The organism is Collinsella aerofaciens, from assembly GCF_025289055.1.
Lineage (GTDB): Bacteria > Actinomycetota > Coriobacteriia > Coriobacteriales > Coriobacteriaceae > Collinsella.
Genome location: NZ_JAESIQ010000015.1, coordinates 44,017 through 67,647, shown reverse-complemented (window position 1 = coordinate 67,647; position 23,631 = coordinate 44,017). Strand labels below are relative to the sequence as shown.

Sequence of the window (23,631 nt, the reverse complement as noted above, 5' to 3'; positions counted from 1 at the left end):
ACACGCATAAAAAGCCTCCCATTTCTCATGTCCAAGAAATGGGAGGCAGTTCACTACGGTGGCGGTGTTTATACCATGCTTGCAACCGTAACCATTAGCGGCTCTGCCTGCATAACTAACAACCGAGCTGAAGCTCGCATCGATAATAAAGACCTTTACAACAATGGTCTCCTCGGTGGCGGCGGCATCGCATCCACGAACGGGGCAATACTGACCATGACGGGTGGCTCCGTTACTGCTAATTACTCCCATGAGGCCGGCGGTGGAATCTACGCTGGCTTCTACGGGCAGGGAGTTGAATTCACCATGTCCAGCGGTTTTATTGCGGGCAATAAGTCCGATAATGCCGAGGGCGGTGGCCTCCGTATTTCTGGCGGTACCATCGGCGAAATTAATGCGGAAAATGCATCAAACAGGATTTACATCACCAACAACAAGACCATGACGGGCAGCAACGACAACCGCGGTGGCGACTGGGGTGGCGGTGGTGTCTTTGTTCAGGAAGGCGGTACGCTCAATATCGCCAAGACGCTGATTACTAATAATAAGGCCGGTGGCTGGGGCGGTGGCATCGGTGCTTGTCCTACGGGCAAGACAATCGTTTCGCACTCAAAAGGCGCTGCTATCTATGACAACAAAGATAACGTTGATCAATATGGCAATAAACTGACAGCATATCATTATTCCGCTGGCGGCCACGGCAAAAATGAAGACCACGATGAAGTAAATTACGTTACTCCTGACTTCCAAAAATCCGGCCATAAGGATTTCTTCTTGGTACGTAATAAGAATGGCGCGGATAAGACAATCGCTGTCGTTCTTGGCAAGATGCTGGGCGGCAAATCGGCTGGTTGGCGGGGCACTTGCGACGGAAATCCGGTTACCATCGACCCAAATGGCGGTGCCGAGGCTAAGTGGATGTTCGGCCTTGAGGCTGATCCGACACCCTATGCCAAGGGAAAGGCGCAGGCAGAGGCTACGACCATCATCAGCGGTAACTATTCCTACACCCACGGTGGCGGCATCATGACCAACGGCGATCTCATCGTCGGCGAAGTCAATGATCTGAGGGTTTACCCGAGCATGAAACTCCACGCCACTAAGGCGCTTGTGGATGCACGGGGAGACAAGCAAAGCCTTAATGGGCACGAGTACAAGTTTCAGCTGCTGCGCCAGGAGGTTAACGGTACCAAGGCACCTTCTTGGAAAGATGACGGCACATTAGATATGGGCGATTGCAGTGGTGCGGGTGAGGCGACTGTTGATCAATCAAACGGCAGTATCACCTTCGACTCTGGCAAGGACTATTCTTCAGGGCAATACGTTTTCTATCTCGTTGAGGAACCCATCAGCGGCCAAAACGAATTAGACATCAAATTCGATAAGACAATTTACAAGATAGAGGTAACTGTTGGCGGTAGTCCATACAAGACTGAATCCCTCATGACGTTTCCTATCAACTATTACAAGGTAGAGAGTGTGGCCGTCTTTAAAAAGGCCGAGACGGATAATGACTTCGCGCAGCTTGATCGCAGTGGTTATTCCTTCGCGCCATCGGAGGATGGAACGGAGGCCACGGTGACTATCGGTAACAGAAGCGACAACCCGACCTTTACCAACAAAATCGTGCCCCCCTTCTCCTGGACTCCTAAGGCGACTAAGGTCGTTGAGGGTGGCGAGATGAAGGCGTTTACGCTTCAACTTGCGAAAGACAGCGAATTTAAAAACATGATCGGTACTGCCGTGACCTCTGGTTCTGAGAAAACGCAGACGCTTCCGTTCATGGACGAAAACAATGAGACGGTTGAGCTCAAGTACTCGCTTTCTGATATCAGGAATAATCCCGACGACCCGGGTGGCTCCACGGGTGGCTCTTTCAAGACCTTTACGTACTATGTGCGCGAGAAAACCGACGGTTCGCAGTTCTCGCACTACACGTACGACCACTCGGTCTATAAGTTCACGGTTGAGCCAACGTATGACGACAAAAAAGGAGAGATCAAATGTAGGGTTACCTACAGGAAGGGAACCGTTGACCCCGGCGGTACGTGGAAAGACACCGATAATAAGGACCACGAGTTTCCCGACACTACCCCCACCTTCACCAACACCTACTCCACCTCTTTGCCCCTTTCTGGTATGTCGGGCGTCACTCTGACGTACCTTGCCGGCGCGGCGGTGCTTTGCGCTGCTGCAGCCTGGATGCACATTCGTCGCAAGGCGAATGCGAAGGGAGGTGGGCGTCGTGAATAAGAAAGTTTGCTCCTTCCCGATCTTGTTTGCGCTGCTTGCCCTCCTGATCGGCACCTGCGCGGTTGTGTTCCCCGCTTCCGCGCAGGCCGCGCCGACCTCGACCGGTTCCATCACGGTGAGCGGCACCGTGGCGAGCAGCTTCGACGCCTACCAGATCTTTAGCGCCAACGTCGTCGACGGCGACAGCGACGCCAAGATCGCCACCGACCTCGCCTGGGCAAGCGACGCCGTGCGCGACGCCGCGCTGCCCGTGCTGCGCAGCGCCGGTATGCCCAAATCCCAGACCACCGCGCGGGAAGCTGCCGAGTGGCTCAACACCGATTCCCATCTTACGAGCGCGCTGAGCGCACAGCTCGCTCGTTCCCTCCAGAGCTCTGGCGCCGTGTCTGTGGCCCTTAACGCGGGCACGACGGCCGAGCTGCCCTGCGGCTACTGGCTCATCGTCGCCGACGACGACGCCATCGCCCAGGGCGAGGCCGGCACCGCGCCGATCATGGTCCTGGTCGGCGGCAGCGCCGTCACCGTCAAGCCCAAGGCGGCGACCCCCAAGGTCGCCAAGCATGTGCTGGAGGACAGTACCGCCGCATGGCAGAAGGCCGCCGACGCCACGGTCGCCGACGACCTGTACTGGCGCCTCTCTGCCACGGTCCCGGCGGGTCTTACGGCCTACGACACCTATGCGGTGCAGTTCATCGACACTATGAGCGCGGGGCTCGACCCCTCCAAGGTGGCCGCGAGCATGCGCGTGTACGTGGCGGCGGGCGCGGACGGCGGCTTCGACGCCGTCTCGGCCGGCAAGGACGGCCGCGCCGGCACCGATCCCGCGAAGGGCTGGACCGATATCACGGCCCAGTGCGCCACCAAGGTAGCGGTCGACGGTAAGACCTTCACCGTGCGCACCGGCGACCTGATCGCCGCGCTTGGCGGGGCCGACGCCTTTACCGCGGGCGCCCGCGTGGTCGCCGTGTACAACGCGCCGCTCAACAGCGCGTGCAGCCACGGCATCGCGAAGGGCAACCCCAACGAGGTCTACCTGCGCTACCCGCGCTCTCCCTTTGCCGACCAGTCCGGCGACGCCAGCTTTACCCGCACGCCGAGCGATGACGCGTGCGCCTACACCTGGGATCTCGCGCTCACCAAGCGCGGCAGCGACGGAGACAAGCCGCTTGCCGGGGCGGTCCTGAGCATCGCCGACGACCGCGGCCGCGCGCTGGCGGCCGACGGCACGTGGGATGCGGAGGGCAAGGCCACCGTCACCACGGGCGAGGACGGCCGCGTGACCGTCTCGGGCGTGGACTCGGGCAAGCTGGAGGTCCGCGAGCTCAAGGCGCCCAAGGGCTACACCGCCTTTGAGGGCACACGCTCCGTGACGGTCAAGGCCGAGGGCCTGGACGTCGACCAGGTGGCCGCCGCCAAGCCCAAACTCACCATCACGGCCGAGTCGCCCCTGCGCGCCGACAGCTCGGACGGGTCGACGGGCAGCCTGGAGGCGTCGCTCATCAACACGCCCACCGGCACACCCCCTAGCATTACCACCGGAGGCTTTATGCCCTCGACTGGCGATATGGCAATGTACGCCGCGGCCGCCGCAGCGGTCGCCGGAGCCGCGCTCATCGTGGTCGCGCTCCTGGTCAAGCGGGGAGGTGGCAGCCATAAAGAGTAGCTGGCAGCCCCGCAGAGAGCGGGGCGAGACGTAACGAAGTAGATGCTAAGACACAGACAGACAGATTTAGATCAAATGAACTTCAAGCAGAAAGCAGAGGAAAAGAAGATGAGCATGAGCAAGAACATCGCACGCCTGGCAGTAACCGCCGGCCTCACAGCAGCGCTGAGCTTCGGCGGCGTCATGGCCCCGGTGACCATGGCGTTTGCTGAGGGTGTGCCAACGGTGGCTACGGAGAAGGGCAAGGTGCTTATCGCTGACCCTGACACTGAATATGCCGGCACATCTTTCAAGGGCATCCGGATTTTCAAGGCGACGGTCACACAGAATAAGGATGAGGGCGTTTGGACTGGCGACAAGACACTTTCCGACATTGCTTGGGCATCGCCTGATGTTCAAAAAGTTGTGATCGGTGCGTTTACTCGCGCCGATGGAGCTCCTACGGTTATAAGCGCTCAGGCTTGGGTCAAGTACATTAACGATTATGCCGGTAATAAAGTTGGTCAGACTGCCAAGGTTGACGCTGGCTCCACGTTGGATAAGATTGCTGCCGCACTTGAGGACTCGAATCTAACCTGGACAGAACCGAGCGGTCCCAACAAGGGTAACTTTGAGAGTCTGGACCAAGGCTACTGGCTTTTCGTGACCGATGCGCCCAGTAAGACCAGCAATACTGACGCGTACACTTCGCCGATTTTCACCATCGTCGGTGGCTCCGACGTTAATGTAGCCCCCAAGAAGAGCGTCCCCAATGTGACCAAGGCCGTCAAGGACGACAATAATGGCAGCTTTGTGACTGATAAGAGTAAAAATGTCTTCGAGGCGCCCAATAGGGTTGCGGACTCTGCATCCGATCAGCTGGTTGAGTATCAGCTCGCAGGTACCGTGGCCAGCAACATCAATACTTATAATGAGTACAGCTATACCTTTACAGATGAGCTGCCTACTACGATGGTGCCCGAACTTGACGGCAATGATCCCGTTGTCGAGGTCAAGATTGGCAATCAGGTTGTTCATCCTGATAGCTACAGCAAAAAGTATGCAGATGGCAAGCTTGTGGTTTCGTTCTCAAATCTGAAAAACGCCCATGCGAAAAACGAAGATGACACCGCGGGCGCACTCATTAACGTTGACGACAAATCAAAGGTCTATGTGAACTATAAGGCAAGGCTTGACCCCACGAAGGTTAGCGCCGACATGCTCGGCAAAGGTCAAAAGAACACCGTCACTCTGACCTACTCTAACAACCCGCACGACAACAACGGCACTGGCACTACGGTTGACCACCCGGCCTACGACTACACCTACGGCATTGACGTCACCAAGGTTGGTAATGAGGAAACCCCTAAGAAGCTCTCCGGTGTTGTGTTCAAGCTGCAGGAGAAGAACGACGAGGGCGAACTCGAGAATGAGTTCATCGATCGTACCGGTGTAAAACAGGCGAACGCCGAGAACGCCAAGCTTACCACGGATTCCAACGGCAAGATTAACGTTGTCGGTCTCGATGAGGGCACTTATGTCCTCACAGAGGTCACGCCCGCACCTGGCTACGATAACTCTCACGGCGACAAAGGCATCACGTTCACTATTAAGCGTGGCAGCCTTACTGAGAGCAACACTGATGTGGTCAACCCTGAGCTTACAGTGGAAGACGCAGACAATTCAGATCTCGTTACTACTGCTAACGCCACTAACGGCATGGTGCACCTCACCGTCACCGATAAGAAGGGCTCCAACCTTCCTCTCACCGGTCTTAACGGTGTGACCTTCACTTGGATCGCTGGTGGCGCGGTGCTGTGCATTGGCGTGGCGCATCTCATCCGCAGCCGTAAGCAGGCTGAGGAGTCCGAGCAGGAGTAACGCTCGCTCACCCATCCCTTTGGCAGGTGGGATGTGATGGCCATGAGACTTGCGGACACTTTTCTCGTCCATCCACGTTCTTGCTTTGCCATCCTCTTTTCGGGGCAGGCTCCGCGCTGGAGTCTGCCCCGTTTTTTTTGGACATGGCAGCCGGGGGCACCGTTGCTTGTAGGATCGGGCGTATGGTAAGCGAACAGATGTTTGCAATTATTGCGTTTACCAGCTGTGGGTGCTTACACTCGCAGTAAAATACCCTTGCGACGCATCCCGTGCGCGGGCGGCCGACGACTCGATCGGAGGTCCCCAAATGCTGAAATTCCTTAACGCGCTCGCCGCCCTCGCGGCGGTTGGCACGTTCGTCATCACGTTTCTTGACTCGTATGAGGTTCGGTTTAAGGTCCGTAGGCGCACGCGCGGTGCGGACGGTAGAAGGCATTTGCGCCGCAACAAGCGCAAATAAGAATGCCCGGGGGTCGGATCCCGGGCATTTAACAAAAGCTGAAAACTAGGCCGCCCTCGCTCCCAAACATTTACGCGGGGTGCGTCGTTTTCTATTGATATTGTATCCCGAATCGCCCCGCCGATCCGGGACATTTTGAAAACTCAAATGCTGGCCTACGCACGAAAGGAATCTCGTTAATTCCGAAAATTATGTATAATTCCAATTAAAAATGGAATCAAACGAAAACGATGGAAATGAACGAAGCGCTAATCTACTTACAAGAAGCACTAGGCCTCTCTGCCAAGACCAAAAATTGGCCTGGATCCGCACGCTTGCCGCTGCATCTGCGGGCGATTGAGGTCCGCGCTGTTGACGCAAACGGTTTTTCGTTTTTGCTTGCAAGTTTGCCTACTGGCGTCGGGCTTCCCGAGGCTAAGAGGGTCTATAGTCAGCTAGCCTTGCGCGCGGAGACTCCTGTTGTCGTTTCGTTTCCTGATGCCGATGCACGCCAGCGCAAAGCATTGGTCGCACAAGGGATTCCCTTTGTCTGCCCAGGTAGACAGGCTTTTCTTCCATTTATGGGCACAGCCTGCACGGAGAGGGGCGGTGCCCGGTTTCGCAATCACGCGACCAAGATGTCACCCAACGCGCAGGCTGCCGCAATCTGGGGAGCAGCCCAGGAGCCATATCGTCCCTATGACCTTTGTCGTGCGCTTGGGATCTCGGCAAGCCGTGCGAGTGAGGCCATAACCGAGCTTGTCGACAGGGGGCTCGCGAGGCGCGAGCGTTGCGAGCGACGTGTCGTTGTGCTCCCTGTCGCCGTTGATCTTCTACTCAGCGAGCACATGGCAGAGCTCTCCTCGCCTGTCTCGAAGGTCTTTTTTGCAAGGAAGACGCTGCAGGTCGACTATCTTGTTGACGCCGGGGAGACGGCGCTCGCTGCGCGTTCGATGCTCGCTGCGCCGGGTATGGAACAAAAGGCCGTCTTAAGAAGTACATGGCGTCAACTGAGCGACCTCGAAGTCGCAGACGGGGAGTTGCCGGATAACGAGACGGCGATGATCCAAGTGTGGCGCTATGCGCCCGTGTTTGCCGGCTCCTCCCGTGTCGACGACATTTCGCTTGCGCTATCTTTGGCGGCCATCGACGATGAGCGAATTCAGCTCGAAGTCGATCGCATGTTTGGAAAGGAATATCCATGGCAAGAAGCGTTGTAGAAGGTCTCCAAGAATTTCAGCAGCATATGCAAAAAGCTGCAGGATCGTATGCCCTTATCGGCGGCACGGCATGTGACATTTTGCTCGCGGAGGCGGGACTTCCGTTTAGGATGACTCACGATTTTGATGTTGTAATTGTCGCCGATGACCGGTTGCCTCAGACGGCAGAAGCTATATGGACTTTGGTGCGTGATGGCGGTTACCGCTGCGGCTGGGGCGAAGGCAAAGGCTCATGTTTTTATCGGTTTACAGAGCCTAAGATGCCGGGTTACCCCCATATGATTGAACTCTTCGCGAAGTGCCCCGACTTTCTAAAGGGTCGTGAGGGGATTGATGTGGCGCCAATTCACGTTGATGAAAACATAAGCAGTCTTTCGGCAATTTTGTTGGACGATGCTTACTACAGCTTGTTCCTTCAGGGAATTCGAACCGTAGGCGGCGTTTCGGTCCTGGGGACGGAATACATTGTCCCGTTCAAAGCGAAGGCGTATCTCGACCTAAAAGCTAGAAGGGAAGCGGGGGAGAACGTTGATTCGAGGAAGGTAAAAAAGCATAAACGCGATGCGCTGAGACTTGCTCAGCTGCTTGGCGAGTCGGAAGGTGTCGACCTGCGCGGAGAACTGAAGGACGATATGCTTGCGTTTGTTAAAGATTGTGAGGTGGGCGACGTCAATCTGAAACAGATCGGGGTTGCGGGCGCAACGATGGTGCAGTTGCTCGAGACGATGAAAGCAACATATGGCTTGATTGGTTGAGTGGGGTTACGTGGTCCGGACGGTGCAATCTGGCTGCGTTATCCGGCGCGGGGCTCGCAATTCGGCTATTATTTGTTTAGACAACTTGAGTTGTAGAGGAGTGACCGGCGATGGTGCAGGGCGCCAAACATATGAAGAGCAGTAACGCCGCGGACAACGGCGGCTCAAGCCCTCAGCCCAAACCTCAACCAAAGCCCAAGCGCCGTCGCAAGCGACTGCCGCGCTGGGCCGACCGGCTCATCACCATCGTCATCATTCTTATTGGCGTGGGCCTTATGACCTGGCCGTGGATCTTGGACCGGCTCGAGGCCTCGGGCGTGTTCAACCAGATCAGCACGGTGTCCAGCACCGTGGACGCGCTGTCTGCCGAGGAGCGCGAGCGCATCCTGCTTCAGGCGCGCTCCTATAACGAGCAGCTGGCGGGCGAGGCCACCGAGCTTCCCGCCGACCAGATCGAGCCCTACGCTCAGCAGCTCATCTTTGACCGCGACCCCATGATGAGCTGGGTCGAAATCCCTTCCATCGACGTGAGTATGCCCATCTACCACGGCACGAGCGAAGAAGTTCTTATGGCGGGCGTCGGCCACCTGGAGGGCACGAGCCTGCCGGTGGGCGGCACCTCGACGCATTGCGTGCTCACCGCGCACTCGGGTATGCGCAACCTGAGCATGTTCGACGACATCCACTCGCTGGAGCCCGGCGACCTGGTGTTGCTGCACACCATGAACAAGACGCTCGCCTACAAGATGGTGGACTCCGAGGTGGTGCTGCCCGAGGAGATGGAGTCGCTAACCATCGAGCCCGGCGCCGACAAGGTGACGCTCGTCACCTGCACGCCCTACGGCGTGAACGACCATCGCCTGCTGGTGCATTGCGTGCGCACCAAGTACAGCAAGAAGGACGTCGACAAGCAAAAATCGCTGGCCGGTCGCCACTGGGGCAAGCGCGAGTTTGCCGTGCTCATCGTGGTCGTAGCCATTGTGCTGTTGCTGCTGGACATCGTGATCCACGCGGTCCGCAAGCGCCGCAAGGCCAAGGCCTCGGCATAGGACATTCTCCAGAACCACCACAAAGGGGACAGGCACCTTTGTGGTGGTCGGGACTTCCAAACCATCACAACATTCGATGAAAATCGCGATTTGGACGAAAAGCGTCGAATGTTGTGATGCTTTTCGTTGTGGGCGAGACGGTTTTCGTTGCGGGCTGGCGGTTTTCGCTACAAAACCGCCAGCCCGCCGCCTGTCAGCCGCCGCTCTCGTTACGTTTTCGCTGCATTTGGGTAAAGCATCTGCTCCAAGCGGCGTTGCCTTGTATACTAGAGCGGTTTAACTGTTATGCGGAAGGGAGCGCCTATGGCACTCAGCGAGAAAGACGTGCGCGGCATCGCCGAGTACGCAAAGATCGCACTGACCGATGACGAGCTCGCCCAGATGACGTCCTACATGAACGACGCCGTCCAGATGCTCGAGCCCGTCTTGCAATATGACTTGCCCGACGTGGAGCCCACGTTCCATCCCATCGGAAGCCTGTCCAACGTGATGGGCGATGACCTGCGCGAGCCCGAGCGCGACCTGCCGCTCGACGTTGCGCTCGAGAACGCCGGCAGCGCGCGCGACCGTTACTTCCGCGTGCCGTCCATTTTGGGAGAGGGGGAGAGCGAGTAATGGCGAAGAGCTTCGATTCCCTTACCGCTGCCCAGATCGCCGCGGGCGTTGCCGCCGGTGACTTTACCGCTACCGAGGTGGCCCAGGCCTCCCTTGCTGCCATCGAGGCGCGCGAGGGCGGGGTCCAGGCATTCCTGCAGGTGGCGCCCGAGCTTGCGCTCGAGGCCGCTGCACGCGTGGATGCCGACCGTGCCGCAGGCAAGCCGCTGCCCCCGCTCGCGGGCGTGCCGCTGGCCATCAAGGACAACATGAACCTCGTGGGCACGCGCACCACCTGCGCTTCCCGCATGCTCGGGGACTACCAGAGTGTCTACACCGCTACCTGCGTCCAGCGCATGCTCGATGCCGGCTGCCTGCCTATGGGCAAGGCCAACATGGACGAGTTTGCCTTTGGCAGCTCAACCGAGAGCTCGGCGTTCCATCGCACCAACAACCCTTGGGATACCGAGCGAGTGCCCGGCGGCTCTTCGGGCGGCTCTGCTGCTGCCGTCGCCGCGGGCGAGGTCGCGCTCTCGCTGGGCTCGGACACCGGCGGCTCCATTCGCCAGCCGGCGTCGCTGTGCGGCGTGGTGGGCTTTAAGCCCACGTATGGCGCCGTGAGCCGTTACGGCGTGGTTGCCTTTGGCTCGTCGCTCGACCAGGTGGGCCCCTTTGGCCGCACGGTCGAGGATGTCGCGCTGGCCATGAACGCGCTTACCGGCGCGGGCCACGATCCGTACGACTGCACCAGCCAGGATTGCGCCGTCGACTTTACCGAGCATCTCAACGACAGCATCGAGGGCAAGCGCGTGGGCATCATCCCCGCGTTTATGGAGGCCGAGGGCCTGATGCCCGAGGTCAAGGCCGCTGTTCAGCGCGCCGCCCAGGAGCTGCAGAACCAGGGCGCCGAGCTGGTCGAGGTCGACCTGCCGCACCTGGATGCCGCTATCGCCGCCTACTACGTCATCGGCCCGGCCGAGGCGTTCTCCAACTTGGCTCGTTTCGACGGCATTCGCTACGGCTATCAGGAGGAGGGCTGCGCCAACCTGTCCGACCAGAGCTCGCTTTCGCGCGCCCATGGCTTTGGCGCCGAGGCCAAGCGCCGTCAGATGCTCGGTGCCTACCTGCTGAGCTCGGGCGTGTACGACAAGTACTACTACGCCGCGCAAAAGGCCCGCACGCTCATCACGCAGGACTACGACGCCGCGTATGCCAAGGTGGACACCATCCTCATGCCCGCCTCGCCGCGCACGGCCTTTAAGTTTGGCGAGATCAGCGACCCCACGCAGATGTACCTCTCCGACCTGTACACCATCTCGCTCAACATTTGCGGCAACGGTGGTATCTCGGTGCCGCTGGGCCTGGGCGAGGACAGCAAGCTGCCCGTTTCTGCCCAGCTGGTTGGCCCGGCGTTTAAGGACCGTCAGCTGCTTATGTTTGCCCGCGCCCTGGAGCGCGGCTTTGCCGATGCCGCTACGGGTGCGCCCGCGCTTTCCGTCGCGCCCGATTTTGCCGGGAAGGGAGGCGAGCTGTAATGAAGGAGCTTTCCGAGGTCCTGCAGGATTGGGAGGCCGTGATCGGCCTGGAGATCCACACCGAGCTCACCGCACTCGACACCAAGATGTTCTGCAACTGCAAGCTCAGCCACGATGACGAGCCCAACGCCAACGTGTGCCCGGTGTGCCTGGGCCTGCCCGGCGCGCTGCCGGTGCCCAATAAGCGCGCCATCGAGAGCATCGTCAAGGCCGGTCTCGCCACCAACTGCGAGATCCAGCGCCACTCGATGTTCTACCGCAAGCACTACTTCTATCCCGATATGGCCAAGAACTTCCAGACCACGCAAGGTCCGGTCGCCTTTGCCATGTACGGCCATCTGGATCTGGATGTGACCGGTCGCGGTGCCGCCGAGCGCCCCGACTGCGCATTTGGCGAGGCCGAGGCTCAGAGCCTGGCGAGCGCTTCGGCCAACGCCGAGGGCCTGTCCACGTCCATGACGTCGACCATGCGCGAGGGCAACCAGCGCGCCGGCCACCTGGCCAGCTATGACGCGTCCAGCCTGCAGATGCCCGAGCGTCGCGAGGACGGTTCCTACACGGTGCCCATCCGCATCCTGCGCATCCACATGGAGGAGGACGCTGCCAAGATGGTGCACGTGGGCGGTGCCGAGGGCCGCATCACCGCCGCGGCCGAGTCGCTCGTCGACTACAACCGCTGCGGCACGCCGCTCATCGAGCTCGTCACCGAGCCCGATTTGCGTACGCCCGAGGAAGCGCGTCTGTTTATGGAAAAGCTCCGTCGCATTTTCGTGACGCTGGGTATTTCGGACTGCTCCATGGAGAAGGGCTCCATGCGCTGCGACGGCAACGTGTCGCTGCGCCGCCGTGGCGAGACCAAGCTAGGCACCAAGACCGAGCTCAAGAACCTCAACTCATTTAAGAGCCTGCACGACGGCCTTGCCTACGAGATTTGCCGCCAGGCCGAGGTACTCGAGGAGGGCGGCATCATCTATCAGGAGACCCGCCACTGGGAGCCCAGCCGCAAGCGCACCGTGGTCATGCGTGTGAAGGAGACGGCCGACGACTATCGTCTGTTCCCCGACCCCGATTTGGCGCCGTTCGATCTGGACGATGAGTTCATCGACCGTTGCCGAGGCGAGATCCCCGAGCTGCCCGATGCCAAGCGTGCCCGTTTTGAGACTGACTTTGGCATTAAGACGGCCGATGCCGAGCAGATCGCCGGCGACCCCGAGTTTGCCGAGTTCTTTGAGGCGGCCGCTGCCGGTATGGCTGGCAAGGAGGCCCAGACGGTCGCAAACCTGCTGGTGAACGAGATGATCGCCTACCTTAAGGGCGCGGGTGTGTCGCTGGCCGAGTCCGGCATCGCGCCGGCTCAGGTGGCGGCTCTTGCCAAGTTGCTGGCGACTGATGCCATCAGCTCCAACCAGGCGCACGAGGTCTTTGAGGCCATGGCCCAGACCGGCGACGACCCCAACAAGATCGTCGACGAGCGCGGCATGCGTCAGGTGAGCGATGCCGGCGCGCTGCAGCCGATCGTGGACGAGGTGCTGGCTAACTGTGCCGATCAGGCGCAGCAGTATCGTGACGGCAACCAGAAGGTCATCGGCTTTTTGGTGGGCCAGTGCATGAAGGCGAGCCGCGGCAAGGGCAATCCGAAGCTCTTCAACGAGTTGCTGAGAACGTCGCTCTCGTAAGCGGGAACCCGGGAGCCCCGGCAGGGCGGGTGCTTCCTCAAAATTTCGAACAGTCCTGCGCAAGACGAAGGCCACATTAAGTGGCCTTCTTTGCGTGCGGAACTCATTTTGAGCAAGCACCCGCCCTGCCGGGGCTCCCGGGTTCTGGCAACGACTCGGCCGTTCGGGTCAGGTGGGGCTGAATGGAATAGAGTGAATGGGCGCGCCGTTGGCGCCCTCATTTTTTTTGTGCGGGTGGCAAAGGGGCTGTCCTTTTGGTCACATCGCGCCCCAAGATTTCCAAAAAGTTAACCTTTGTTGACCTCAATAGTTAGATAAACTAAACTATTTTCCAAAAGTGTGCTCGAGCAAACTTGTTTACTCGGGTGCTGAGGCACCGTGCCGCGTCCAATGCGGCAAAAGGGAGAAGCAACATGAAGAAGTCGACGTTCAATACCCTGCTTGTCGGTGGCGGTTTTCTGCTTGGCACGGCCGGCATCAAGCTGCTTACCAGCGCTCCGGTCAAGAATGCCTGCGTGCAGGGTATCGCGTGCGGCATGCGCATCAAGAACGGCTACCAGGACATGGTCGAGCAGGCCAAGGCTAATGTCGACGACATGGTTGCCGAGGCGGCCTACATCACCCAGAGCGAGGCCGCTGCTGACGAGGCAGCCGAGTAACGCTCCCAGGCACAAGCTATGAGATTCTCGATTATTAGCGAGATCCCTGGCAGGACCCGTCTTCAATTGGCGGGTCCTGTGCCAGAGAGCGATCTCGATGCACTTCTTAAGCTCAGCGGCGATATCGACGGCGTGCACAAGGTGCGCGTTTATGGCCGTATTGGCCAGATGGCGCTCGAATATGACGAGCGGTGTCGTGCGGGCGTGCTCGATGCCCTGGGCGCACTCGATGCTCAAGCTATCGCCGATGCCAAGTCGGGCTACGTGATGCAGCTTGAGCCACGCAAGCACAAACTCGTTATGGACCTGGCGACACTCGTCGGTGCCCATTACGCACGTCGCTGGTTCTTGCCCACGCCTCTGCGTGCGGTGTTTGTCGTGGCCGGTTACATGGCATTTTTGCGCGCTGCCCTTCATGAGCTGGCGCAGCCGCGCCTGACCGTTCCCGTGCTCGACGCTTCGGCCATCGGCATTTCGTTCGTCAAGCGTGATGTCGACACCGCGGGCCAGACGATGTTCCTACTCAACGTGGGCGAGCTGCTCGAGGACTACACCCGCGCCATGAGCGAAAACGAGCTCATCAACTCGCTGCTCGATGTGCCCGACAAGGCGCAGAAGGTCGTCGGCGACACCGAGGTAAGCGTTGCCGCGACCGAGCTCGAGCCCGGCGATTTGGTCGCCGTGCGCACCGGCATGTCCATCTGCATCGATGGCGTGGTCGAGCAGGGGAGCGCCATGGTCAACCAGGCGACCCTGACCGGTGAGCCGCTGGCCGTCGAGCGCAGCGTGGGCGACGATGTATTCGCCGGCACCGTCGTGGAAGACGGCAGCATCTTGGTGCGCGTGCGCGCCAACACGGCGCAGACCAAGCTGCGCTCGATCGTCTCGCTCGTGCAGACAGCCGACTCGCTCAAGTCCGAGGGCCAGTCGCATATGGAGGACCTTGCCAACAAGATCGTCCCGTGGAACTTCCTGCTCGCGGGCCTGGTTGCGCTTACCACCCGCAGCCTCATCAAGACCTCAGCGGCACTGATGGTCGACTACTCGTGCGCACTCAAACTCACGGGCTCCGTCGCCGTCATGACTGCCATGAGCGATGCCGCCAAGATGGGCGTCATGGTCAAGGGCGCCAAGTACTTTGAGTCGTTTGCCAAGGCCGATACCATTGTGTTTGACAAGACCGGCACGCTCACCGAGGCGCAGCCGCGTCTTGCCTGCGTGCTCACCACCGATGGCTGGAGCGAGGACGAGATTCTGCGCCTTTCCGCTTGCTTGGAGGAGCATTTCCCTCATCCGGTGGCGCGTGCCGTGGTCAACGCCGCCCGCGAGCGCGGGCTCGAGCACCGCGAGCGCCATGCCGCCGTCGAGTACATCGTGGCGCACGGCATCGCTTCGTCCATCGAGGGGCGTCGCGCCATCATCGGTTCCGCGCACTTTGTGTTTGAGGACGAGGGCGCGCAGCTCGAGTCCGACATTAAGGAGCGCATCGAGTCCCAGATGCAGGGCCTGTCGCCGCTGTACCTGGCGGTTGACGGCACGGTTGTGGGCGTGCTCGGTATCGAGGATCCGCTCAAACCTGGCGTGCGCGAGGCCATCGCCGACTTGCACGCGCTGGGCGTTAAGCACGTGGTCATGCTCACGGGCGATTCCGAGCGCACAGCCGCACGCATTGCGCGCGAGGCGGGAGTCGACGAGTTCAAGGCCGAACTGCTGCCCGAGGACAAGTACGCTTATGTGGAGCGCATTAAGAGCGAGGGGCGCCACGTTGCCATGGTGGGCGACGGCGTCAACGATTCGCCGGCGCTCGGTTTGGCCGACGTGGGCTTGGCGATGGGTGGCGGAAGCGACATCGCCAAGGAGGTCGCCGATATCATCCTGACCGATACGGATCTGGCCGCGATCGTGCGCCTGCGCCGTATGAGCCAGGGGCTTATCGACCGTCTGACGAGTTCGTATTCCAAGGTGATGCTCACCAACTCGGCGCTGCTGGCGCTCGGCATTACCGGCACGATTACGCCGCAGGCGTCGTCGCTGCTGCACAACGGCTCAACGATCGCCTACAGCCTGGGCAACGCGAAGGCTTACCTGCGTTAGCAGGCGTGTTCGTCCACGTTATCTGGCCTGCGCCCAGACGGCATCGGTGTCGTCCGGGCGCAGGTTTTTTACATTTGACCATTTGCTAGCTTCTTTATATAGTGTTGCTAGCAAGGCTAGCAATTGAAGGGAGCGGGATCGACGTGGGTGCTGTTGGCGGCATGGCGCAGGTGAACGTTCGCGTGGATCGCCAGGTCAAGAACCGTGCCGAGGAGGCACTGCGGCTTTCGGGCAGATCACTGCCCGAGCTTATCAAAAAGGTCGTGGCCAAGGTCGCACAGGGTGGCGGGCAGTGTGAGGAAGTACTGTTTGCCGTTGATGGCCGGCAGCAGACCGTCGCGCACGATACTCCGTTCGCCGCATCATGGGCGGCGGCTGATCAACTTTACGCGGACTTGGGTATCGATGCGTCGCCTGCATCCGATGATCGCGATTGGGACACAATCTATTCCGAAGCCATGGACGAGCGCTATCGCCAAAAGGGGATGATCCTGTGAGCGGGGCTCCCCTCAAAATAATGGTGGACGCCAACGTATGGGTTGATTCGTTTTGCGTCGACCATGCCGAGTCGCTTGCCGCGCGTGCGTTTATTGGGCAGGCGGCGGAGGCGGGGGCATTGCTGTTCTTCCCGGTTCATATCGCCAAGGACGTGCTGTACGTTGTCCAACATGAGCTGAAGCGCAGCGTTCTTGCCAGCGGGGGAGCGCTCGACGAGGCGTCTGCCCGTGCAATTGGCGATGCGGCGTTGGCGTTTGTTCGGAACATGACCGAAAACGCCACGGCCGTGGGTGCAGATGCGTCGGACCTTTGGCTGGCCGACAAATACTTAGCGCTCCATCGCGATTACGAGGACAACTTGGTGCTCGCCGCGTGCAAGCGCGCCCAGGTCGATTACTTGGTGACTAACGATCGCAAACTGCTCGAACATGCCGATCTTGCAGCAAAGACCCCGCGTCAAATGATGCCGATTCTTGCTCTGGCCGAACGCGGCGGCGCGGCTATCGGTTAACGCGAACTGCTTGCGGGCCTCTTGGACGACGATGCACCAAGGGACCCGCGTTTGCTATTTACAAAAGCTCGGCCTTGATGGCGGGACTTTCTGCGAGCTGCTCGGCTGCCTTATCGTCGGAGCTGTCGAGTGCTGCCAGACTGCGGTAGACCCACTCGTCGACCTGGGTGTTCTTGACGCCTGCGGTCTGCATAAGGGCGCCTACCTCGCGGATTGCTGCGAGCAGATCGGCTTTGGGACCCGCGAGCTCGACCTCGATGCCGTGGTAGGCGGTCACACCGCGGTTTTCGCTCACGTGGTCGATAAAGCCCCCGACGGTCTCAAGCTGCTGGGCGAGAGCCGCATCATCGTCAGCGTCCAGCGCGACGAGTGCGTTCGAAACCGTGAGGGCGGGATGTCCGCAGGGGACAAAGCCTTCGATGACATCCATAGCTTCGGTAATGGTTGAGCCCAGGCCTGCGAGGGCATTGACGAGTTGCTGCTTGGCATCCATAACGGTCCTTTCGACGGGGCAATTTTGCTTGGCGAAAATATACGTGACGCGATCGGTAGCAAAAGTGCGAAGTGCGGCGCACATTGGGGTCTTCACAGCTCGTGCATAGAACAGCTGTCCGCTTTCAGAACGTGGTAAGATAACACTCCACAAGCGGGGCTCGCCCCGCATGTTCCTTGAAAAGTCGACGGGTGTTGGGTGCTCGTGCCCAATGCCATCCAGACTTTCCCGACATTCGGGGGCGACTGGTTTCGACACGATAGCTCTGAGAGAGGAAGCAAGCCGAGGTCTCCTCGCCTCGTTAAACAGGGGTACCGTCAAATTGAATTGACAACAACTCTTCTTTTGAGCCTATGGCTCTCGCTGCTTAATTTATAGCGGCGCGTCAACCCGGTGATTTCCCCGCCACCGGTGCGACGTCATTTTAGGGGAATGCTCCTGCGCACGTAATCGGTATGGCGCAGGCTAAGACCGAACCGGTTAGGACGCCGCGAGCGTGTCGCTGCGCGCAAAGCGTCCGAGACTAAACCAGCGACTGAGCTTGGAGATGCCAATCAGGGGGCTTTCGTGGACCGGAGTTCGATTCTCCGCGCCTCCACCATACGTAACAGGCAGGTAGATATTCGTATCTACCTGCCTTTTTATTTCTAGTCCGCACCGCGGAGAATCGAACTCTGTGCAGGGCGCGGGCGTAAAGAAAACGCGTAAGCGTTTTTAGCCCGCGGGCGAGGACGCCGGCAGGCGGCCGAAGCCGGTGCGGATTTGCGAAGCAAATACGCGGATTCTCCGCGCAATCTATCAGCCCAATATGGATGCGATGTTTATCGAATCTCAGCCGGCCATGCGCCGCATCAACGGATCACCCAAACCGCGGAGAATCGAACTCTATGCAGGGCGCGGGCGTAAAGAAAACGCCTTGGCAACGCAGAGTGGGACGCGCTTTCCCAATGGCGGCCCAGACGGAAAGTCCATCCCGGAATCCGCGCTCAGACTGGGACGTAGTTTCCGGATGACACATCAAGCGGAAACCGCATCCCGGAATCCAAGCTCGGAATGGGATTCATTTTCCTGATGGCGGGCTCAGCGGAAAATGCGACCCGGAATTTGCTCTGAGAACGGGACGCGCTTTCCCGTCGACCGCCCCGCCCTCTTCAACTCCAAAACCTGCGCGCTCTCCATCCCAAAACTGGGTAGAAGAAGGCCAAAACGCAATCGCAGGAGGTCAATATGACTGCAGAAGATAAGGCAAAGAACGCCGGCAAGGTCGCGCTCGTCCTGGAGGGCGGCAGCTTTCGCGGGCAGTTTACCGCGGGCGTGCTCGACGTTCTCATGGAGGCTGGCGTCGAGATTCCGGCTGTCTACGGTGTATCGGCCGGCGCCCTCAACGGCGTGAACTACAAGTCGCACCAGATCGGTCGTGCCAACCGCATCAACCTGGCTTTCTGCAATGACAGCCGCTTCATGGGCGCCGCATCGTTTGCGTCCACGGGCTCTATTGTGGGTTACGACTTTATCTTCAACGATGTTCAGGACCGCCTGGATCCCTTTGACAACGAGACGTTCGACGCGAGCCCCATCGAGATGTACGCCGTCGCGACGGACATGCTTTTTGGAACCGCCACGTACCTGCCGGTCAAAAGCGCCGTGCTCGATCTCGACGCTGTTCGCGCTTCGACGTCGCTGCCGCTGGTGACGCCGCCGGTCGAGATTGACGGGCACAAATACGTCGATGGTGGCGTAGCCGATTCGATCCCCATCGAGCACGTGCTGGAGGAGGCGGGCTTCGATCGCGCGGTTGTCATTGTCACGCAGGACCGCTCGTACGAGAAAAAGCCCTACGAGTTTATGCCTGCCGCGCGCGCCCGCTATGCCGACTACCCCTATCTGCTCGAGGGAATCGAGACGCGCCACGACCGCTACAACATACAACGCATGCACCTGTGGAAGTATGAGCGCGAGGGCCGTGCGCTGGTCGTCGCTCCGCAAAAGCCGGTCGAGGTCGGTCATGTCGAGCACGATCCGGCAAAGCTCCTCGACCTGTATATCCAAGGCCGTCAGGAGGCAAAGTGCCTGCTCGCGGAAATCCAAGAGTTCGTTGAGCGCTAGCGACGGCGAACCCTCAAAAAATGACAACAGCTAAAGAGCTGGAAAATTACGGCTCGTGGACGACATGTGCAGAAACTCTGGTCGGAGCCAAAATACCTGTTGACTCGTACGGCGAGCGGGGTAATATGGACGGGTTACTTGCAGAGCCCCGTGAATCTCTGTAACAACACGTACTGTACATGGAGGAGTCTAAGTGATTTCGAAATCGACTCACTACGCCAAGCAGGGCGAGGTCCAGCGCAACTGGGTTCTCGTCGACGCCGATGGTGCTGTCCTGGGCCGTCTTGCCACCCAGATCGCAATGATCCTGCGCGGTAAGAACAAGCCCCAGTTCACGCCCAACAGCGACTGCGGCGACTTCGTTGTCGTCATCAACGCCGATAAGGTCCAGCTTACCGGTAACAAGGCCGACACGAAGACCTATTATCGCCACAGCGGCTACAACGGCGGCCTCAAGGCTGAGAGCTTCCGCCAGGCTATGGAGAAGCACCCGGAGAAGGTCATCGAGCGCGCCGTTCGCGGTATGCTGCCCAAGACCACCCTCGGCCGTGCCCAGATGACCAAGCTTAAGGTCTACGCTGGTGCCGAGCATCCGCATGCTGCCCAGAACCCCACGAAGATTGAGCTGGAGGCTTAAAGATGGCTGAGAACACCGTTGTCTACCAGGGTACCGGCCGTCGTAAGAACGCCGTCGCCCGCGTCCGTCTCGTCCCCGGCACCGGCAAGGTGACCATCAACAAGCGTGACGCCGAGCAGTATTTCGGCCGTCATCAGCTCGTTGAGAACGCCCTTGCTCCCTTCAAGGTGACCGACACCGCCGGTCAGTTCGACGTTATCGCTCTGTGCGATGGCGGCGGCATCTCCGGTCAGTCCGGCGCTCTGCGCCTGGGCATCGCTCGCGCTCTTCTGAACGCCGGCGACTACCGTGCTGACCTCAAGAAGGCCGGTTTCCTTACGCGCGATGCTCGCGTGGTCGAGCGCAAGAAGTACGGCCTCAAGAAGGCCCGCCGCGCTCCCCAGTTCTCCAAGCGCTAAGGTTTTATCTCCTTTCGAGATACAATGTACAAGCGGGGCCTGCCGATTCCTCGGCGGGTCCCGCTTTTCTTTTTCGACTAGGGTGGGCGGTTGCATATCGCCTGCTAGGGAAGGAGCGATCCTATGCCCCAGAACATCTTCGGTACCGATGGCGTCCGTGGCGTCGCCAATGCCGACCTCTCGTGCGACCTCGCGTTTCGCCTGGGCCGCGCGGCGACCAAGTTTCTTGGTCCGGACATCTGCATCGGCCGTGACACGCGCCTTTCGGGCACCATGCTCGAGAGTGCTCTAACCGCCGGCATTATGGCCGAGGGCGGCCGTCCGCATTGCTGCGGCGTTATCCCCACGCCCGCCGTGGCGCTGCTCACCGTTCAGAACGAGCTCGACGGCGGCATCGTCATCTCTGCTTCGCACAATCCGCCGGAGTTCAACGGCATCAAGTTCTTTAGCCGCAAGGGTATGAAACTTCCCGATGCTGTCGAGGAAGAGATCAGCGCCTGGGTCATGTCCGAGGAAGCCATGGCTGCCGACACGCTGCCGACCGGTGCCGGCGTGGGCCACATTATCAAGATGAAGGACGCCCGCAAGGCATATGTCGACCACGCCATCGATACGCTCGATGGCCTGAGGCTCGATGGCCTGGTCGTTGCCGTCGACTGCGGCCACGGTGCTTCCTGCCAGACCACGCCCGCCGCGCTGCAGCGCCTAGGCGCCACGGTCCATGCCATCAACACCGATTATTGCGGCACCGACATCAACGTTGAGTGCGGCTCCACCCATCTTGAGCCCCTGCGCGAGCTCGTGCTGCGCACCCATGCCGACATCGGTCTGGCCCACGACGGCGACGCCGACCGCGTACTGTTCGTGGACAGCGAGGGCAATGAGATCGATGGTGACTACATCCTGGCTATCTGCGGTTCTGACCTTGCCGCTCGCGGCAAGCTCGCCAACTCCGAGATCGTTTCGACCGTCATGTGCAACCTGGGCTTCTCCATCGCTATGAAGGAGCAGGGCTTCGAGATGGTCCAGACCGCCGTGGGCGACCGCTACGTTCTGGAGCGCATGCTCGCGGACGGCGCCGTCATCGGCGGCGAACAGTCCGGCCACATCATCTTCCTGGAGCACAACACCACCGGTGACGGCCTGGTGACGGCTCTGCAGCTGCTGGCCGTGCTCAAGCGCACCGGTCGCACCCTCACCGATCTTGCCGGTATCATGAAGAAGTACCCGCAGGTACTCGTCAACGTGCATTCCGACAACAAGGCCGGTCTGGACGATTGCCAGCCCATCTGGGATGCCGTCGCTGCTGCCGAGAAGGAGCTTGACGGCCGTGGCCGCATTCTGGTGCGCCCGAGCGGTACCGAGCCGCTGGTCCGCGTGATGGCCGAGGCCGAGACGCATGAGCTGACCCAGCGCGTTGTCGACGACATCGTCGAGGTTGTCAAGCGCGAACTTCCCTAATGGTCAAAAACCGTTGCCAAGTGGTAAACTGTTAAGGTTATTTTGATTGATTGGTATGTCCGAGGGGGAGCATGTTCACTAAAGTCCTAAGGTCTTTTGGTATGCGTGGTCGAGTCCTTACGCTGGATGCTCCCATCTCGGGCGATGTCATTCCGCTTTCCGAGGTAAACGACCAGACGTTTGCCACCGGCCTTTTGGGCCAGGGCGTGGCGATTCAGCCCACCGGAACGCGTGTGATTGCACCGGCTGATGCCAAGGTCGAGGCTATTTTTCCCACGGGACACGCCGTTGCGCTTAACACGGTCGATGGCTTGGACGTGCTCATCCACGTTGGTTTGGACACTGTTCAGCTCGAGGGCAAGCACTTTACCGTACATGCGCAAGTGGGCGACATCGTCCATAAGGGCGATGTACTCATTGAGTTCGATCGCGAGGCAATTGCTGCCGAGGGCTACGATGTGACGGTTCCCATCTTGGTGTGCAACTCCGTTGAGTTCTCGAGCATCAAGGGCTCCGTTGGCGTGCATGTCGAAGAGATGGACCAGCTCATCGTTGCTCGCGAGCGCTAGCAAGTGCGCGTGGCCATTAGCCTACAATTCAAACACGTTTACGGAGGGCGCCCTTGAAAGAGGACGCCCTCCGTGGCAAGATGGGTTTTGTCCGAAGCTAAACAGCTTCGGGTCACCGTGGACGGGCAGGGGCCTCGACGCGGCTAGACACGAGACACATACATTACGCGACCTCGCCCTGGTGGCCGCACACGTTGGTTGCGGCCGACGCGGGCCGCGGGCAAGTGCTTGTAAGGGAGCCTTGCCTCTCTTGTACGAGAAAGGACGCGTAATGAAGATCATTAAAGCTAAAGACTACGAGGATATGAGCCGCAAGGCCGCTAATATTATCTCGGCGCAGGTTATCCTCAAGCCCGACTGTGTGCTGGGCCTTGCCACCGGCTCCACCCCGATCGGTGCCTACAAGCAGCTCGCTGCTTGGTACGAGAAGGGCGACGTCGACTTTGCCGAGGTCAGCACCTACAACCTGGACGAGTATCGCGGCCTTTCGCACGACGATCCCCAGAGCTATCACTACTTCATGCGTGAGAACTTCTTCGATCACATCAACATCGACCTGAACAACACGCATGTGCCCGACGGTTCCAACCCCGACGCCGCCGCTGCCTGCTCTGAGTACGACAAGATTGTCGCCGACGCCGGTTACCCGGATCTGCAGCTGCTCGGCATTGGCAACAACGGCCACATCGGCTTCAACGAGCCCGATGACCACTTCTCCAAGGGCACGCACTGCGTCGACCTCACCGAGAGCACCATTCAGGCCAACAGCCGCCTGTTCGACAGCATCGACGATGTTCCCCGTCAGGCCTACACCATGGGTACCCAGACCATTATGTATGCCCGCATGATCCTGGTCGTCGCCAACGGCGAGGCCAAGGCTCAGGCCGTGCATGACATGTGCTATGGCCCGGTTACGCCCGAGTGCCCGGCTTCGATCCTGCAGCTGCACACCAACTGCGTTGTCGTTGCCGACGAGGCCGCCCTTTCGCTCTGCGAGTAGCGCGAATCCTGCACCTCGACATAGCCTTGCCTAAGGCCTCCGCTTTGCGGGGGCCTTTTTGCTATCCCTTTCCGCCCGCTTGACCAAAATCTTGGCGCAAGCTTGACGAATGCCGGATGCCCAACAGCTTGATTCATTCCATACCAGATTCTATGCAAAAA

At 59.7% G+C, this 23,631-nt stretch carries 20 protein-coding genes and 1 other RNA gene; 20 read left to right on the top strand and 1 reads right to left on the bottom strand.

Translation table 11 applies throughout. The features are described from left to right. From JMJ97_RS05920 to JMJ97_RS05860, 13 genes are all read left to right on the top strand, one after another. A partial coding sequence (locus tag JMJ97_RS05920) for a hypothetical protein (protein WP_260699505.1) occupies positions 1–2,253 on the top strand: 2,253 nt, incomplete at its 5' end. Next, on the top strand, positions 2,246–3,916 hold the full coding sequence (locus JMJ97_RS05915; RefSeq protein ID WP_260699504.1) for a SpaA isopeptide-forming pilin-related protein: 1,671 nt from the start codon (positions 2,246–2,248) through the stop codon (positions 3,914–3,916). The genes JMJ97_RS05920 and JMJ97_RS05915, both read left to right, overlap by 8 nt. Before the next feature lie 114 nt (positions 3,917–4,030). Next, on the top strand, positions 4,031–5,776 hold the full coding sequence (locus JMJ97_RS05910; RefSeq protein ID WP_260699503.1) for a SpaA isopeptide-forming pilin-related protein: 1,746 nt from the start codon (positions 4,031–4,033) through the stop codon (positions 5,774–5,776). A 690-nt stretch (positions 5,777–6,466) separates the two neighbouring features. Continuing rightward, positions 6,467–7,435, top strand: coding sequence for a MarR family transcriptional regulator (locus JMJ97_RS05905; RefSeq protein ID WP_260699502.1), 969 nt, complete (start codon positions 6,467–6,469; stop codon positions 7,433–7,435). Beyond that, entirely contained in the window at positions 7,417–8,190 is a 774-nt protein-coding gene (locus tag JMJ97_RS05900) for a hypothetical protein (protein ID WP_260699501.1), read from the top strand. The genes JMJ97_RS05905 and JMJ97_RS05900 overlap by 19 nt, the downstream gene beginning before the upstream one ends. Before the next feature lie 131 nt (positions 8,191–8,321). Beyond that, positions 8,322–9,239, top strand: coding sequence for a class C sortase (locus tag JMJ97_RS05895; protein ID WP_260699500.1), 918 nt, complete (start codon positions 8,322–8,324; stop codon positions 9,237–9,239). A 303-nt stretch (positions 9,240–9,542) separates the two neighbouring features. Continuing rightward, complete coding sequence (gene gatC / locus JMJ97_RS05890) at positions 9,543–9,854, top strand: Asp-tRNA(Asn)/Glu-tRNA(Gln) amidotransferase subunit GatC (RefSeq protein ID WP_035136890.1); 312 nt, start codon at positions 9,543–9,545, stop codon at positions 9,852–9,854. Further along, positions 9,854–11,368: an Asp-tRNA(Asn)/Glu-tRNA(Gln) amidotransferase subunit GatA gene (gene gatA / locus JMJ97_RS05885; RefSeq protein ID WP_260699498.1), complete on the top strand. Its 1,515-nt coding sequence runs from the start codon at positions 9,854–9,856 to the stop codon at positions 11,366–11,368. Before gatC ends, gatA begins: the two co-directional genes overlap by 1 nt. Then, complete coding sequence (gene gatB / locus JMJ97_RS05880; protein WP_260699497.1) at positions 11,368–13,044, top strand: Asp-tRNA(Asn)/Glu-tRNA(Gln) amidotransferase subunit GatB; 1,677 nt, start codon at positions 11,368–11,370, stop codon at positions 13,042–13,044. The genes gatA and gatB overlap by 1 nt, the downstream gene beginning before the upstream one ends. A 413-nt stretch (positions 13,045–13,457) precedes the next feature. After that, on the top strand, positions 13,458–13,703 hold the full coding sequence (locus JMJ97_RS05875) for a DUF6110 family protein (RefSeq protein ID WP_055250999.1): 246 nt from the start codon (positions 13,458–13,460) through the stop codon (positions 13,701–13,703). A gap of 78 nt (positions 13,704–13,781) precedes the next feature. After that, positions 13,782–15,797: a heavy metal translocating P-type ATPase gene (locus JMJ97_RS05870; protein WP_260699495.1), complete on the top strand. Its 2,016-nt coding sequence runs from the start codon at positions 13,782–13,784 to the stop codon at positions 15,795–15,797. 143 nt (positions 15,798–15,940) lie between these two features. Continuing rightward, complete coding sequence (locus tag JMJ97_RS05865; RefSeq protein ID WP_260699493.1) at positions 15,941–16,294, top strand: hypothetical protein; 354 nt, start codon at positions 15,941–15,943, stop codon at positions 16,292–16,294. Then, entirely contained in the window at positions 16,291–16,806 is a 516-nt protein-coding gene (locus tag JMJ97_RS05860) for a type II toxin-antitoxin system VapC family toxin (RefSeq protein WP_260699492.1), read from the top strand. The genes JMJ97_RS05865 and JMJ97_RS05860 overlap by 4 nt, the downstream gene beginning before the upstream one ends. A gap of 58 nt (positions 16,807–16,864) precedes the next feature. On the opposite strand, the gene JMJ97_RS05855 is transcribed toward JMJ97_RS05860, so the two are convergent. Then, the gene (locus JMJ97_RS05855) at positions 16,865–17,299 is read right to left on the bottom strand and encodes a hypothetical protein (RefSeq protein ID WP_260699490.1); all 435 of its coding nucleotides are present in this window, start codon (positions 17,297–17,299) and stop codon (positions 16,865–16,867) included. Positions 17,300–17,536: 237 nt separating this feature from the next. Between JMJ97_RS05855 and ssrA the strand changes: the two genes are divergently transcribed. The 7 genes from ssrA to nagB all read left to right on the top strand — a co-directional run bounded on the left by ssrA (position 17,537) and on the right by nagB (position 23,470). Next, positions 17,537–17,900: a transfer-messenger RNA gene (gene ssrA / locus JMJ97_RS05850) on the top strand. A gap of 626 nt (positions 17,901–18,526) precedes the next feature. After that, the gene (locus JMJ97_RS05845; protein WP_260699489.1) at positions 18,527–19,405 is read left to right on the top strand and encodes a patatin-like phospholipase family protein; all 879 of its coding nucleotides are present in this window, start codon (positions 18,527–18,529) and stop codon (positions 19,403–19,405) included. Between the two features lie 193 nt (positions 19,406–19,598). After that, positions 19,599–20,042: a 50S ribosomal protein L13 gene (gene rplM / locus JMJ97_RS05840; protein WP_022094635.1), complete on the top strand. Its 444-nt coding sequence runs from the start codon at positions 19,599–19,601 to the stop codon at positions 20,040–20,042. A 2-nt stretch (positions 20,043–20,044) separates the two neighbouring features. Continuing rightward, positions 20,045–20,440, top strand: a complete 396-nt coding sequence (gene rpsI / locus JMJ97_RS05835; protein ID WP_022094634.1) for a 30S ribosomal protein S9 — start codon at positions 20,045–20,047, stop codon at positions 20,438–20,440. Between the two features lie 123 nt (positions 20,441–20,563). After that, positions 20,564–21,901 carry a phosphoglucosamine mutase gene (gene glmM / locus JMJ97_RS05830; protein WP_006234694.1) on the top strand — a complete coding sequence of 446 codons (1,338 nt, stop codon included), beginning with the start codon at positions 20,564–20,566 and terminating at the stop codon, positions 21,899–21,901. Between the two features lie 101 nt (positions 21,902–22,002). Further along, positions 22,003–22,470: a PTS sugar transporter subunit IIA gene (locus JMJ97_RS05825; RefSeq protein ID WP_306421699.1), complete on the top strand. Its 468-nt coding sequence runs from the start codon at positions 22,003–22,005 to the stop codon at positions 22,468–22,470. Between the two features lie 271 nt (positions 22,471–22,741). Continuing rightward, positions 22,742–23,470, top strand: coding sequence for a glucosamine-6-phosphate deaminase (gene nagB, locus JMJ97_RS05820; protein WP_055287061.1), 729 nt, complete (start codon positions 22,742–22,744; stop codon positions 23,468–23,470). The last annotated feature ends 161 nt before the right edge of the window (positions 23,471–23,631 follow it).

Bases quoted from the DNA above. Each gene is read 5' to 3' on its own strand.
- JMJ97_RS05910 (WP_260699503.1), top strand. From the start codon at position 4,031: ATGAGCAAGAACATCGCACGCCTGGCAGTAACCGCCGGCCTCACAGCA.
- JMJ97_RS05905 (WP_260699502.1), top strand. From the start codon at position 6,467: ATGGAAATGAACGAAGCGCTAATCTACTTACAAGAAGCACTAGGCCTC.
- JMJ97_RS05900 (WP_260699501.1), top strand. From the start codon at position 7,417: ATGGCAAGAAGCGTTGTAGAAGGTCTCCAAGAATTTCAGCAGCATATG.
- JMJ97_RS05895 (WP_260699500.1), top strand. From the start codon at position 8,322: ATGAAGAGCAGTAACGCCGCGGACAACGGCGGCTCAAGCCCTCAGCCC.
- gatC (WP_035136890.1), top strand. From the start codon at position 9,543: ATGGCACTCAGCGAGAAAGACGTGCGCGGCATCGCCGAGTACGCAAAG.
- gatA (WP_260699498.1), top strand. From the start codon at position 9,854: ATGGCGAAGAGCTTCGATTCCCTTACCGCTGCCCAGATCGCCGCGGGC.
- gatB (WP_260699497.1), top strand. From the start codon at position 11,368: ATGAAGGAGCTTTCCGAGGTCCTGCAGGATTGGGAGGCCGTGATCGGC.
- JMJ97_RS05875 (WP_055250999.1), top strand. From the start codon at position 13,458: ATGAAGAAGTCGACGTTCAATACCCTGCTTGTCGGTGGCGGTTTTCTG.
- JMJ97_RS05855 (WP_260699490.1), bottom strand. From the start codon at position 17,299: ATGGATGCCAAGCAGCAACTCGTCAATGCCCTCGCAGGCCTGGGCTCA.
- JMJ97_RS05845 (WP_260699489.1), top strand. From the start codon at position 18,527: ATGACTGCAGAAGATAAGGCAAAGAACGCCGGCAAGGTCGCGCTCGTC.
- rpsI (WP_022094634.1), top strand. From the start codon at position 20,045: ATGGCTGAGAACACCGTTGTCTACCAGGGTACCGGCCGTCGTAAGAAC.
- glmM (WP_006234694.1), top strand. From the start codon at position 20,564: ATGCCCCAGAACATCTTCGGTACCGATGGCGTCCGTGGCGTCGCCAAT.
- JMJ97_RS05825 (WP_306421699.1), top strand. From the start codon at position 22,003: ATGCGTGGTCGAGTCCTTACGCTGGATGCTCCCATCTCGGGCGATGTC.
- nagB (WP_055287061.1), top strand. From the start codon at position 22,742: ATGAAGATCATTAAAGCTAAAGACTACGAGGATATGAGCCGCAAGGCC.